The sequence below is a fragment of the Streptomyces cynarae genome, from assembly GCF_025642135.1.
Classification (GTDB): domain Bacteria; phylum Actinomycetota; class Actinomycetes; order Streptomycetales; family Streptomycetaceae; genus Streptomyces; species Streptomyces cynarae.
Genome location: NZ_CP106793.1, coordinates 2,460,358 through 2,472,896, shown reverse-complemented (window position 1 = coordinate 2,472,896; position 12,539 = coordinate 2,460,358). Strand labels below are relative to the sequence as shown.

At 70.3% G+C, this 12,539-nt stretch carries 10 protein-coding genes; 9 read left to right on the top strand and 1 reads right to left on the bottom strand.

Annotated features, from left to right (window positions below; translation table 11 throughout):
* The first annotated feature begins 5 nt into the window (after positions 1–5).
* The 4 genes from N8I84_RS11615 (at position 6) to N8I84_RS11600 (ending at position 3,022) form a co-directional block, all read left to right on the top strand.
* Positions 6–725 carry a YggS family pyridoxal phosphate-dependent enzyme gene (locus N8I84_RS11615; RefSeq protein ID WP_103839874.1) on the top strand — a complete coding sequence of 240 codons (720 nt, stop codon included), beginning with the start codon at positions 6–8 and terminating at the stop codon, positions 723–725.
* A gap of 129 nt (positions 726–854) precedes the next feature.
* Complete coding sequence (gene sepF, locus N8I84_RS11610; protein WP_200416927.1) at positions 855–1,496, top strand: cell division protein SepF; 642 nt, start codon at positions 855–857, stop codon at positions 1,494–1,496.
* 52 nt (positions 1,497–1,548) lie between these two features.
* A complete protein-coding gene (locus N8I84_RS11605) occupies positions 1,549–1,839 on the top strand; it encodes a YggT family protein (protein WP_103839876.1) in 291 nt (96 codons plus the stop codon).
* Positions 1,840–1,891: 52 nt separating this feature from the next.
* Positions 1,892–3,022: a DivIVA domain-containing protein gene (locus tag N8I84_RS11600; protein ID WP_200416926.1), complete on the top strand. Its 1,131-nt coding sequence runs from the start codon at positions 1,892–1,894 to the stop codon at positions 3,020–3,022.
* A gap of 252 nt (positions 3,023–3,274) precedes the next feature.
* Here N8I84_RS11600 and ileS read toward each other — a convergent pair whose 3' ends face one another.
* A complete protein-coding gene (gene ileS, locus N8I84_RS11595; RefSeq protein ID WP_263229446.1) occupies positions 3,275–6,412 on the bottom strand; it encodes an isoleucine--tRNA ligase in 3,138 nt (1,045 codons plus the stop codon).
* Between the two features lie 610 nt (positions 6,413–7,022).
* Between ileS and N8I84_RS11590 the strand changes: the two genes are divergently transcribed.
* From N8I84_RS11590 to N8I84_RS11570, 5 genes are all read left to right on the top strand, one after another.
* Positions 7,023–8,651, top strand: a complete 1,629-nt coding sequence (locus tag N8I84_RS11590) for a TraR/DksA family transcriptional regulator (RefSeq protein WP_263229445.1) — start codon at positions 7,023–7,025, stop codon at positions 8,649–8,651.
* Positions 8,652–8,728: 77 nt separating this feature from the next.
* Positions 8,729–9,349 (top strand): signal peptidase II, encoded by a 621-nt coding sequence (gene lspA / locus N8I84_RS11585; RefSeq protein WP_263229444.1) that lies wholly within the window; start codon positions 8,729–8,731, stop codon positions 9,347–9,349.
* Positions 9,350–9,433: 84 nt separating this feature from the next.
* On the top strand, positions 9,434–10,378 hold the full coding sequence (locus tag N8I84_RS11580) for an RluA family pseudouridine synthase (protein WP_200416922.1): 945 nt from the start codon (positions 9,434–9,436) through the stop codon (positions 10,376–10,378).
* Positions 10,375–10,851 carry a GNAT family N-acetyltransferase gene (locus tag N8I84_RS11575; protein WP_263229443.1) on the top strand — a complete coding sequence of 159 codons (477 nt, stop codon included), beginning with the start codon at positions 10,375–10,377 and terminating at the stop codon, positions 10,849–10,851. The genes N8I84_RS11580 and N8I84_RS11575 overlap by 4 nt, the downstream gene beginning before the upstream one ends.
* An 84-nt stretch (positions 10,852–10,935) precedes the next feature.
* Entirely contained in the window at positions 10,936–12,522 is a 1,587-nt protein-coding gene (locus N8I84_RS11570) for a Na+/H+ antiporter (RefSeq protein ID WP_263234737.1), read from the top strand.
* Positions 12,523–12,539 lie beyond the last annotated feature (17 nt).

The window sequence follows — 12,539 nt, the reverse complement described above, 5'->3', positions numbered from 1 at the left end:
GGGGCATGACGGACCGTAGGGATCACATCGCCGCAAACCTCGCGAAGGTGGAGGACCGGATCGCCGCCGCGTGCGCGGCCGCCGGGCGCAAGCGCGAGGAGGTGACCCTGATCGTGGTCACCAAGACCTATCCCGCCTCCGATGTGCGGATTCTGTCGGAACTCGGTGTGCGGCACGTCGCCGAGAACCGCGATCAGGACGCGGCACCGAAGGCGGCGGCTTGCTCGGATCTGCCGCTTTCGTGGCATTTTGTCGGTCAGTTGCAGACCAACAAGGTGCGATCCGTGGTCGGTTACGCGGATCTTGTGCAGTCCGTCGATCGTTCCAAGCTCGTGACGGCCCTGTCCAAGGAGGCCGTACGGGCCGGGCGCGAGGTGGGCTGTCTGATCCAGGTCGCGCTCGACGCGGGGGCGAGCGGCCGAGGGGAACGCGGAGGTGTGGCGCCCGAAGGAATCGAAGAGTTGGGCGACCTCGTCGCGAGCGCGCCGGGGTTGCGGCTGGACGGCCTGATGACGGTCGCGCCGCTCACCGGCGAGTACGCGGGGCGTCAACGGGCGGCGTTCGAGCGGCTCATGGATTTGTCGACCGACCTGCGCAGGGCTCATCCGGCTGCCACCATGGTCTCGGCAGGAATGAGTGCGGACCTCGAGGAGGCCGTTGCGGCCGGGGCGACACATGTGCGCGTCGGCACTGCGGTACTCGGAGTCCGACCCAGGCTCGGGTAACGTCGCCAAGAAGTCGGACCACAGCAGAAAATATGGTCATTACCGCTGCTAGGCGGGCGTAACGACCTCGTGGATCGCGGGCACTTGGCAGTCGTCAGCCGATCCACCACAGAGCGGAGGACTCAGAGCATGGCCGGCGCGATGCGCAAGATGGCGGTCTACCTCGGCCTCGTGGAGGACGATGGGTACGACGGCCGGGGTTTCGACCCCGATGACGACTTCGAGCCCGAACTCGATCCGGAGCCGGAGCGGGATCGCAGGCGGCACGAACCGACTCACCAGGCGCACCAGGCGATTCAGCCCCAACGGGACGAATCGGTACGCGTGGTGCAGCCGCCGGCGCCACGCGATCCGGTGTCGCCGTCCGCTTCGCTACCCGCGGAATCCGGGCGTCCGGCCCGCATCGCGCCCGTGGCATCCATCACACAAGAACGCCAGAGTCTGGAGAAGAACGCACCGGTGATCATGCCCAAGGTCGTGTCCGAACGAGAGCCGTACCGGATCACCACGCTTCACCCCCGGACCTACAACGAGGCCCGTACCATCGGGGAACACTTCCGTGAAGGCACTCCTGTGATCATGAATCTGACCGAGATGGATGACACAGATGCGAAGCGACTTGTCGACTTTGCGGCCGGTTTGGTGTTTGGTCTTCACGGCAGCATCGAGCGGGTGACGCAGAAGGTGTTCCTGTTGTCGCCTGCTAACGTCGATGTCACGGCGGAGGACAAGGCCCGCATCGCAGAGGGCGGGTTCTTCAACCAGAGCTGAGACGCACGACCGGAAAGACGGCACGGGAGCAGGGGAGAGGGAAGCGCGGACCATGGGCGTGTTCCTACAGGTTGTCTACATCGCGCTGATGTGCTTCCTCGTCGTGCTGATTTTCCGGTTGGTCATGGACTACGTCTTCCAGTTCGCCCGCTCATGGCAACCCGGCAAGGCGATGGTGGTCGTTCTGGAGGCCACCTACACTGTCACCGATCCACCGCTGAAGCTTCTGCGGCGGTTCATCCCGCCGCTGCGTCTCGGGGGCGTGGCGCTCGACCTGTCCTTCTTCGTACTGATGATCATCGTCTACATCCTGATCTCGATCGTGGGCAGCTTCGCGAGGTGAATGTGGACGATACGGTCTTGCCGACTGCCGATGACTACGTTGAGGTGAAGACATGCCGCTGACCCCCGAGGACGTTCGGAACAAGCAGTTCACGACCGTCCGCCTCCGAGAAGGCTATGACGAGGACGAGGTCGATGCCTTCCTCGACGAGGTCGAAGCCGAACTGACCCGCCTGCTCCGGGAGAACGAGGACCTGCGCGCCAAACTGGCCGCGGCCACTCGTGCCGCCGCGCAGAACCAGCAGAACATGCGCAAGCCCCCGGAGGGCCAGGACCAGCAGCATCAGCAGCAGGGCATGCGCGGTCCCGGGGCGCCCGTTCCCGCCGGGATATCGGGCCCGCCGCAGCAGCAGATGGGCGGCCCCATGGGTGGCCCGCCCCAGCTGCCGAGCGGTGCCCCGCAGCTGCCGGCCGGCCCCGGCGGCGGTCAGGGAGGTCCCCAGGGACCGGGTCCGATGGGCCAGGGTCCGATGGGTCAGGGGCCGATGGGTGGCCAGCCTCCGATGCAGCAGCAGATGGGTGGCCCCATGGGCGGTCCGATGGGCGGCCCCATGGGTGGTCCGGGCATGCCCGGCCAGGGTCCCGGTGGCGACAGCGCCGCGCGTGTTCTCTCGCTGGCCCAGCAGACCGCCGACCAGGCGATCGCCGAGGCCCGCGCCGAGGCCAACAAGATCGTCGGTGAGGCCCGCAGCCGCGCCGAGGGTCTGGAGCGCGACGCCCGTGCCAAGGCGGACGCCCTGGAGCGGGACGCGCAGGAGAAGCACCGCGTCGCGATGGGCTCCCTGGAGTCCGCCCGCGCCACGCTGGAGCGCAAGGTCGAGGACCTGCGCGGCTTCGAGCGCGAGTACCGCACCCGCCTGAAGTCGTACCTGGAGTCGCAGCTGCGTCAGCTGGAGACCCAGGCCGACGACTCGCTGGCCCCGCCGCGCACGCCGGCCACGGCTTCCCTGCCGTCGCCGTCGGCGCCGTCGATGGCCCCGGCGGGCGCGAGCGCCCCGTCGTACGGCGGCAACCAGACGATGGGCGGTGCTCCGGCCCCGTCCGCTCCGTCCTACGGCGGCCAGCAGCAGATGTCCCCCGCGATGACCCAGCCGATGGCGCCGGTCCGCCCGCAGGGCCCGTCGCCGATGGGCCAGGCGCCCTCGCCGATGCGCGGGTTCCTCATCGACGAGGACGACAACTGAGGGTCGTGAAGACGCCGTAGGCGTCGGCAGCGTTCAGGGCGGGGCCCCGGATTTCGATCCGGGGCCCCGCCCTTCGTGTGGCATCTCTTTCGTGCGAAGTCCTTGGCGCCCGTGTTCGGACCGGGGAGCGGCTGTGCGTACGGACGCAACGCCGAAGGCCCGGGCCCGCCGAGATTTTCGGCGGGCCCGGGCCTCGGGTGTGTCTTACGCCTTGCGCAGGCGAGTGTCCTGCGCCTTGCGCAGGCGGGTGCCTTATGCCTTGTGCAGGCGGAAGGTCAGGGACAGGCCCTCGTCGGTGAACGGCTCACCGTAGCTCTCATCCGCCTCGCCCTGGGCGAAGTCCGTGGCGAGGACCTCCTCGGCGATCAGACCGGAGTGCTCGGTCAGGGCCGCGACGACCGCCGGGTCCGTCGCGGTCCAGCGCAGCGCGATGCGGTCGGCGACGTCCAGGCCGCTGTTCTTGCGGGCCTCCTGGATCAGCCGGATCGCGTCACGGGCGAGGCCCGCCTGCCGCAGCTCCTCGGTGATCTCCAGGTCGAGGGCGACCGTCGCGCCCGAGTCGGACGCCACCGACCAGCCCTCGCGCGGGGTCTCCGTGATGATCACCTCGTCCGGGGCGAGGGTGACGGTCTCTCCGTCGACCTCCACCGACGCCGTGCCCTCGCGCAGCGCCAGGGACAGCGCCGCCGCGTCGGCGTTCGCGATGGCCTTGGCCACGTCCTGGACGCGCTTGCCGAAACGCTTGCCCAGCGCCCGGAAGTTCGCCTTCGCCGTGGTGTCGACCAGGGAACCGCCGACCTCGGAGAGGGACGCCAGGGACGAGACGTTCAGCTCCTCCGTGATCTGCGTGTGCAGCTCCTTGTCCAGGGACTCGAAGCCGACCGCCGCGACGAGCGCACGCGACAGCGGCTGGCGCGTCTTGACGCCCGACTCCGCGCGCGTGGCGCGGCCCAGCTCCACGAGACGGCGCACCAGCACCATCTGCTGCGACAGCTGCGGGTCGATCGCCGACAGGTCCGCCTCCGGCCAGGACGCCAGGTGCACCGACTCCGGGGCGCCCGGGGTCACCGGCACGATCAGGTCCTGCCACACGCGCTCGGTGATGAACGGGGTGATCGGCGCCATCAGCTTCGTCACCGTCTCCAGGACCTCGTGCAGCGTGCGCAGCGCGGCCTTGTCGCCCTGCCAGAAGCGGCGGCGGGAGCGGCGGACGTACCAGTTGGAGAGGTCGTCGACGAACGCGGACAGCAGCTTGCCGGCGCGCTGGGTGTCGTACGCCTCCAGCGCCTGCGTCACCTGGTCGGTGAGCGCGTGCAGCTCCGACAGCAGCCAGCGGTCCAGGACCGGGCGGTCGGCCGGGGCCGGGTCGGCCTCGCTCGGCGCCCAGTTCGAGGTGCGGGCGTACAGGGCCTGGAAGGCGACCGTGTTCCAGTAGGTCAGGAGCGTCTTGCGGACGACCTCCTGGATCGTGCCGTGGCCCACGCGGCGCGCCGCCCACGGGGAGCCGCCGGCCGCCATGAACCAGCGCACCGCGTCCGCGCCGTGCTGGTCCATGAGCGGGATGGGCTGCAGGGTGTTGCCCAGGTGCTTGGACATCTTGCGGCCGTCCTCCGCGAGGATGTGGCCCAAGCAGACGACGTTCTCGTACGACGACTTGTCGAACACCAGGGTGCCGACCGCCATCAGCGTGTAGAACCAGCCGCGGGTCTGGTCGATGGCCTCGGAGATGAACTGCGCCGGGTAGCGGGACTCGAACAGCTCCTTGTTCTTGTACGGGTAGCCCCACTGCGCGAACGGCATCGAGCCCGAGTCGTACCAGGCGTCGATGACCTCGGGGACGCGCGTGGCCGTCTTCCCGCAGCCGTCCTGCGGACAGGCGAAGGTGACCTCGTCGATGAACGGGCGGTGCGGGTCAAGCTCCGACTGGTCGGTTCCCGTCAGTCCGGTCAGCTCCGCGCGGGAGCCGACGCAGGTGAGGTGACCGTCCTCGCAGCGCCAGATCGGCAGCGGGGTGCCCCAGTAGCGGTTGCGGGACAGCGCCCAGTCGATGTTGTTGTTCAGCCAGTCGCCGTACCGGCCGTTCTTGACGGTCTCCGGGAACCAGTTGGTCTTCTCGTTCTCCTCGAGGAGGCGGTCCTTGATCGCCGTGGTGCGGATGTACCAGGACGGCTGCGCGTAGTAGAGGAGTGCGGTGTGGCAGCGCCAGCAGTGCGGGTAGCTGTGCTCGTACGGGATGTGCTTGAAGAGGAGGCCGCGCTGCTGCAGGTCCTCGGTGAGCCGTTCGTCCGCCTTCTTGAAGAAGACTCCGCCGACCAGCGGGACGTCCTCCTCGAAGGTGCCGTCGGGGCGCACCGGGTTGACCACGGGCAGGCCGTACGCGCGGCACACCTTGAGGTCGTCCTCACCGAAGGCGGGGGACTGGTGGACCAGACCCGTACCGTCCTCGGTCGTGACGTACTCGGCGTTCACCACGTAGTGGGCCGGGGCGGGGAACTCCACCAGCTCGAAGGGGCGTCGGTACGTCCAGCGCTCCATCTCGGCGCCGGTGAAGGTCTGGCCCGTTGTCTCCCAGCCCTCGCCGAGCGCCTTGCCGACGAGCGGCTCGGCGACGACGAGCTTTTCTGCGCCGTTCGTCGCGACGACGTAGGTGACCTCGGGGTGGGCGGCGACCGCGGTGTTGGAGACCAGCGTCCAGGGGGTCGTCGTCCACACCAGGAGAGCGGCCTCGTCGGCCAGCGGACCCGAGGTGAGCGGGAAACGGACATAGACCGACGGGTCCACGACCGTCTCGTAGCCCTGCGCCAGCTCGTGGTCCGACAGGCCCGTGCCGCAGCGGGGGCACCACGGGGCGACGCGGTGGTCCTGGACCAGGAGCCCCTTGTCGAAGATCTGCTTGAGCGACCACCAGACGGATTCGATGTAGTCCGGGTCCATCGTGCGGTAGGCACCGTCGAGGTCCGTCCAGTAACCCATGCGGGTCGTCAGCTCGGCGAAGGCGTCGGTGTGGCGGGTCACGGACTCGCGGCACTTGGCGTTGAACTCGGCGATGCCGTACGCCTCGATGTCCTTCTTGCCGCTGAAGCCGAGCTCCTTCTCGACCTCCAGCTCCACCGGGAGGCCGTGGCAGTCCCAGCCGGCCTTGCGGGCCACGTGGTAGCCGCGCATGGTGCGGAAGCGGGGGAAGACGTCCTTGAAGACGCGGGCCTCGATGTGGTGGGCGCCCGGCATGCCGTTGGCGGTGGGCGGGCCCTCGTAGAACACCCATTCGGGGCGGCCCTCGGACTGCTCCAAGCTCTTGGCAAAGATCTTCTGCTCGCGCCAGAAGTCGAGCACCGCGTGCTCGAGCGCGGGCAGGTCGACCTGGGCGGGCACCTGGCGGTACTGCGTCATCGATCTTCCTCCGGCGGACGTGCTGCCTTCCGTCGGAGGGACGAGAGCCGGGAATTCCGAGAATTCTCCGTACGCCGTGTGCGGCGCGCTCCCGCGGTACCACCCTCCTTGGCTCCCCGGTGCGCCGTACGCGCCGGTGAGCCCCCTCATTGGGGTCGCGAAGCCGGTTCTACTGGCCCCTGGGCTCTCGCTGGGGCGTTCTTCCGGCGGCTCCGGGGTGATCTTCACGTCGCGCTCGCCCCCGGGCTCACACCGTCCCCGGGTCGCTCTGGGCTGCGTACGCCGCTACTCGTCCCCATCCACGCTTTTTCGCTCCGCCCAGTGTACGGCGCCGCACGGACGGCGGCCGACCGGATTTCCCGGTCCGGCGCCCGGGGTGCGGCCGGTCCGCGGGTGACCCGAATGGCGAGACGTCGGCCTGCCGGATTCGGGGAGCGGGGGTCCGGCGGATTACCGGGCGGAGAGCTGGGCACAACGGATGCAGGCTCGCCGCGGGGCACGCGCGTGGCGGGCGATTCGCGGGCGTGCCCCGTTGCCGCGGGCCAGAAGTCGATTTATCGTCCCAGCACGACTCGCGCGCAAGATCACAATATGTGAAGGGGCCGCGGCCATGGTGGTGAAGAAGACCGCCGTACAGCAGTCGGCGTCCGGCAGAACCACGGGTGCGGCTGCCTCCGGCGGTGTGGCGGCCAGGAACGTGGACGGAAAGAAGACCACCCATACGGCGGGGGCGGCCGGCCGGCTGGGCCAGACTGCCACCGGGGCCGGGGCCGGGGCCGGGGCCGGGGCCGGGGCCGGGAAAGGTGCGCACAGGGCCGGGGGGACGGGCGCGCAGGGAAGGAGCACTACGGCGCTCAGGGGCGCTGGAGCGGCAACCGCCGCCCCCGGTGGGGCGACGGACCCCGTGAACGCCTCGGAGGGGCCGGGCGCGGTGAGGGCGACGGCTGCCAGGACGGGTGAGCGGACCGCTGGGAGCAAGGCCTCCAGCAAGCCGACCGCCGGGGAGGCCGGCGTCCACCGGACGGAGTCGAAGGCGGCACCCTCGAAGAAGGCGGCCAGGAAGGAAGGCGACCCCGAGCGGCCGGCGGGTGAGAAGGCGGCGACCGGCACCGTCATCAGGAAGACGGCGGCGAAGAAGAGCGCCGCCGCGAAGAAGACGGTGGCGAAGAAGACCGCTGGGAAGAAGACCGTCGCGGAAAAGGCGGTGGTGAAGGAGACCGCCGGGAAAAAGACGGTGGCGAAGAAGGCCACCACCCGGACGGCACCGGCGGGGAAGACCGTCGCCAAGAAGGCGGCGGCGGCCGAGGAGGCCGCCCCGAAGAAGGCACCGGCCAAGAAGTCCGTCACCAAGAAGGCGGCGGCCAAGAAGGCGGCAACCAAGGGTGTCGCTGCCAAGAAGGCGGCAGCACCCGGCACTGTTCCCGAGAAGGCGGCGGCGAAGAAGGCGGCGCCCGGCAAGGAGGCTCCGGTGACCAGCACCGTCGCGAAGAAGGCGGCAGCGAAGAAGGCCGCTGCCAAGAAGGCGGCGGCCGAGAAGGTCGTCACCCCGAAGACGGCGGCCAAGAAGGCCGTCACCCCCAGGACGGCGGCCAAGAAAGCCGCCGCCGAAAAGGCGGCCCCCTCCAAGGCCGCCGCCGACAAGAGTGCCGCGAAGGGCGGCACGACGAAAAGCACCCCCACGAAGAGTGCGGCCAAGAAGAGCACGGCCAAGAAGGCGAGCGAGGTCGAGGCCGCGAAGCAGACGGGAGCCACGACGGTGGTTGCGAAGAAGACTCCTGGGACGGCCACGGCGGACACGGGCCCCACCGCGGTCCCCAAGGCGAGGATCGCCGCGGCCGAGCCCGGGGAACTGGCGGTGCGCCCCGGAGAGGACCCGTGGACCCCCGAGGAGGTGGCCGAGGCGCGCGCAGAGCTGGAGTCCGAGGCCCTGCGGCTGCGCGGCGAGATCGATGCCTCCGAACAGGCGCTGGTCGGTCTCATGCGCGACTCCGGGGACGGCGCCGGCGACGACCAGGCGGACACCGGCACCAAGAACATCACCCGTGAGCACGAGATGGCGCTCGCCCACAACGCCCGGGAGATGCTCGAACAGACCGAGCACGCCCTGGAACGTCTCGACTCCGGCACCTACGGCCTGTGCGAGAGCTGCGGCAACGCCATCGGCAAGGCCCGTATGCAGGCCTTTCCGCGGGCCACGCTGTGCGTGGAATGCAAGCAGAAGCGGGAACGCCGCCCATGAGCCCCGCCTGAACACGTGATACGGCGTGGTGGTGTCGTAGTCTCGTCCAGTCAGGGCACCTAGGTTGAGGGATTCACGTGGCAGAGGCGGAGCGCATCATCGGTACGCCGGACATCCCAGACGCGGCAGGGCCGGAGCAGTCCGACGGGCGGGCCCCGGCCGAGGGCGCCGGAGCTCAGGCGCCTGGTTCCGGCGCCGCCGAGCGCCCCAGGGGCAGGCGCCGGATCGCGGTCCTGTTCGTGGTCGCCGCCTTCGCGTACACCCTCGACCTGATCAGCAAGCTGATCGTGGTCGCGAAGCTGGAACACCACGAGCCGATCGAGATCATCGGGGACTGGCTGAAGTTCGAGGCGATCCGCAACCCGGGTGCGGCCTTCGGCTTCGGTGAGGCCTTCACCGTGATCTTCACGGTGATCGCGGCGGCGGTGATCGTGGTGATCGCCCGGCTCGCCCGCAAGCTCTACAGCCTGCCCTGGGCGATCGCCCTCGGCCTGCTGCTCGGCGGCGCGCTCGGCAACCTCACCGACCGGATCTTCCGCTCTCCGGGCGTGTTCGAGGGCGCGGTCGTCGACTTCATCGCGCCCAAGCACTTCGCGGTCTTCAACCTGGCCGACTCGGCGATCGTCTGCGGCGGCATCCTCATCGTGCTGCTGTCCTTCCGCGGGCTCGACCCGGACGGCACCGTCCACAAGGACTGAGATCGCGGGGCCGGCCACAAGGCCCGAGGCCGTTGTCCACAGGCTCCTCTCGGGGCCGGAGGACCCGTCCGGCATACTCGACGGGTGAGCACGCTTCCCGAGATCCGTACCCTGCCCGTGCCCGACGGCCTGGAGGGCGAGCGCGTCGACGCCGCCATCTCCCGCATGTTCGGCTTCTCCCGCACCAAAGCCGCGGAGCTGGCCGCGGCGGGCAAGGTGCAGGTGGACGGCGCGGTGGTCGGCAAGTCGGAGCGGGTGCGCGGCGGCGCCTGGCTCGAGGTCGAGATGCCGCAGGCGCCCGCGCCGGTGCAGGTGGTCGCGGAGCCGGTCGAGGGCATGGAGATCGTGCACGACGACGAGGACGTGGTCGTGATCGTCAAGCCGATCGGCGTCGCCGCGCACCCCAGCCCCGGCTGGACCGGCCCGACCGTGATCGGCGGCCTGGCGGCGGCCGGCTACCGGATCTCCACCTCCGGCGCCGCCGAGCGCCAGGGCATCGTCCACCGCCTCGACGTGGGCACCTCCGGCCTGATGGTGGTGGCCAAGTCGGAGTACGCGTACACGTCGCTCAAGCGCCAGTTCAAGGAGCGCACGGTCGACAAGCGCTACCACACGCTCGTCCAGGGCCACCCCGACCCGACGAGCGGCACCATCGACGCACCCATCGGCCGCCACCCCACCCACGACTACAAGTGGGCGGTCACGGCCGACGGCAAGCCCTCCGTCACGCACTACGACCTGCTTGAGGCCTTCCGCTCGGCGTCCCTGCTCGACGTCAAGCTGGAGACGGGGCGTACCCACCAGATCCGCGTCCACATGGCCGCCCACCGGCACCCGTGCGTCGGCGACCTGACGTACGGCGCGGACCCGACGCTCGCCAAGCGGCTCGGCCTGACCCGCCAGTGGCTGCACGCCGTACGCCTCGGCTTCGAGCACCCGGGGGACGGGCAGTGGGTGGAGTTCGAGAGCGCCTACCCCGCCGACCTTCAGAAGGCGTTGGACAAGGTGCGCGAGGAGAGCTGGGCATGAGCGCCGGGAACGCCGGGTACGTCGTGCGGATCGCCGAGGAGCCCGCCGACCGCGAGGCGTGCTTCGCGGTCCGCAAGGAGGTCTTCGTCGGCGAGCAGGGCGTGCCCGAGGACATCGAGTACGACGCGTACGACGCCGCTGCCGTGCACGTCCTGGCCGTCCGGGAGGACGGCGTGCCGCTCGGTACGGGCCGGCTGCTGCACGGGGAGGCGGCCGCCGCCAAGAACGGCGGCGACGCGTCCGTGGGCTCGCTCGGGCGGCTGGCGGTGACGCGGGAGGCACGCGGCCTGGGCGTCGGCGCCGCGCTGGTGCGGGCCATCGAGGACGCGGCACGCGCGCGTGGTCTGACGGCGGTGGACCTGCACGCGCAGACCCAAGCGCTGGGCTTCTACGAGCGGCTGGGCTACGCGGCCTACGGGCCGGAGTTCCCCGACGCGGGGATACCGCACCGATCGATGCGGCGCTCTCTGTAGTGAAGTCGGAAAAACCGGTGAGAAGGGTGGCATGGCAGGCTTGAGACCTGCTGTGTGAACGTCGAACTTCCCGGAGCGCTCACCGTGGACCAACTGGCCCTGTTCCTACTGCTGTTGCTCGGGGCCGTGGTGAGCGTCCCGGTGGGGGACCGGCTCCGGCTGCCGGCGCCGGTGCTGATGACTCTGCTCGGGATCGTGCTCGCCCTGCTCGACTTCGTGCCCAACGTCAACATCCCGCCAGGGCTGATCCTGCCCGCGCTGCTGCCGCCGCTGCTGTACGCGGCGGTGCGCCGCACGTCGTGGCGGCAGTTCGCGGCCAACAAGCGGCCCATCTTCCTGCTGGCCGTCGCGTTGGTGTTCGTCACCACCGTGTGCGTGGCCGCCGTCGCCCACGAGGTCGTGCCGGGGCTGCCGGTCGCCGCGGCGGTGGCGCTCGGCGCCCTGGTCGCGCCGCCCGACCCGGTCGCGGCGACCGCGGTCGCGGGACAGCTCGGGCTGCCCCGCCGCCTGGTGTCGATCCTGGAGGGCGAGGGCCTGTTCAACGACGTGACGGCGATCGTGCTCTACCACGTCGCGATCGCCGCCGCCGTCAGCGGAGCGTTTTCGCTGCCGCACGCCCTGGTCGAACTGGCACTCTCCGCGGTCGTCGCCCTCGCCGTCGGGCTCGCCCTCGGCTGGGCCTCCAACAAGCTGCTCGACCTGCTCGGCGACGCCACCCTGCAGATCGGGCTGACGCTCCTCGTGCCGTACGCCTCGTACGTCCTGGCCGAGGAGCTGCACGGCTCCGGTGTGCTGTCCGTGCTGGTCACCGCACTGTTCCTGGCGGAGTACGCCGCCGATCCGGACGATGTGATGATGCGGCTCGCCGGGCACACGTTCTGGGACGTCGTGGACACCCTGGTCACCGGGATCGCGTTCGGGCTCATCGGGCTGGAACTGCACCACGCGATCCGGACCGCGTCCGGGCGGTGGGGCGAGATGCTCGGCTGGGGCGCCGCGATCGTGGCCGTCGTGGTCTTCGTCCGCCTCGCGTGGCTGCTGCCCGCGACCTGGCTGACCAAGCGGCTGCACGCCAAACGGGACTACGACGAGGAGATCCCGGTGTCCTGGCGCGAGACCGTCGTCATGTGGTGGTCGGGGATGCGGGGCGTGGCGTCGGTGGCGCTGGCCCTGGCCATTCCGCTGACCATGGACGACGGTTCGCCCTTCCCGGGCCGGGACGAGATCGTCTTCATCGCCTTCGGGGTGATCATCGCCACACTCGTGCTCCAGGGGCTCACGCTGCCGTGGCTGGTGCGGAAGTTGAACGTGCGGGCCGACACGGAGAGCGAAAAGGAGTTCGAGCACGCGCTGGCGGTCCGCGCGGCCAAGGCGGCTAAGCGCAGGCTGAAGGAGATCGAGCAGGTCGAGGAGCTGCCGGACGAGCTGTCCGAGCAGTTGCTGCGGCGGGCCTTCGACATCGGCGCCCGCATCAGCCCCGACCTCGGGGACGAGGAGCGGCGCGAGGCACACGAGCAGCGGGCCCGGCGCGTCAAGCGCGTACGCAGGATCCACGGGGAGATGCTGAGCGCGGCACGCCACGAGGTGCTGGCGGCACGCAGCGAGCCGGGTGCCGACCCGGAGATCGTCGACCGGGTGCTGCGCCACCTGGACGTGCGCAGTCTGCGCTGACATCCGCCGCCGGGCCG

Excerpts from the sequence above, each read along its gene's own strand:
- N8I84_RS11575 (WP_263229443.1), top strand. The coding sequence starts at position 10,375 with ATGAGCGCCGGGAACGCCGGGTACGTCGTGCGGATCGCCGAGGAGCCC.
- N8I84_RS11600 (WP_200416926.1), top strand. The coding sequence starts at position 1,892 with ATGCCGCTGACCCCCGAGGACGTTCGGAACAAGCAGTTCACGACCGTC.
- N8I84_RS11590 (WP_263229445.1), top strand. The coding sequence starts at position 7,023 with ATGGTGGTGAAGAAGACCGCCGTACAGCAGTCGGCGTCCGGCAGAACC.
- N8I84_RS11615 (WP_103839874.1), top strand. The coding sequence starts at position 6 with ATGACGGACCGTAGGGATCACATCGCCGCAAACCTCGCGAAGGTGGAG.
- sepF (WP_200416927.1), top strand. The coding sequence starts at position 855 with ATGGCCGGCGCGATGCGCAAGATGGCGGTCTACCTCGGCCTCGTGGAG.
- ileS (WP_263229446.1), bottom strand. The coding sequence starts at position 6,412 with ATGACGCAGTACCGCCAGGTGCCCGCCCAGGTCGACCTGCCCGCGCTC.
- N8I84_RS11605 (WP_103839876.1), top strand. The coding sequence starts at position 1,549 with ATGGGCGTGTTCCTACAGGTTGTCTACATCGCGCTGATGTGCTTCCTC.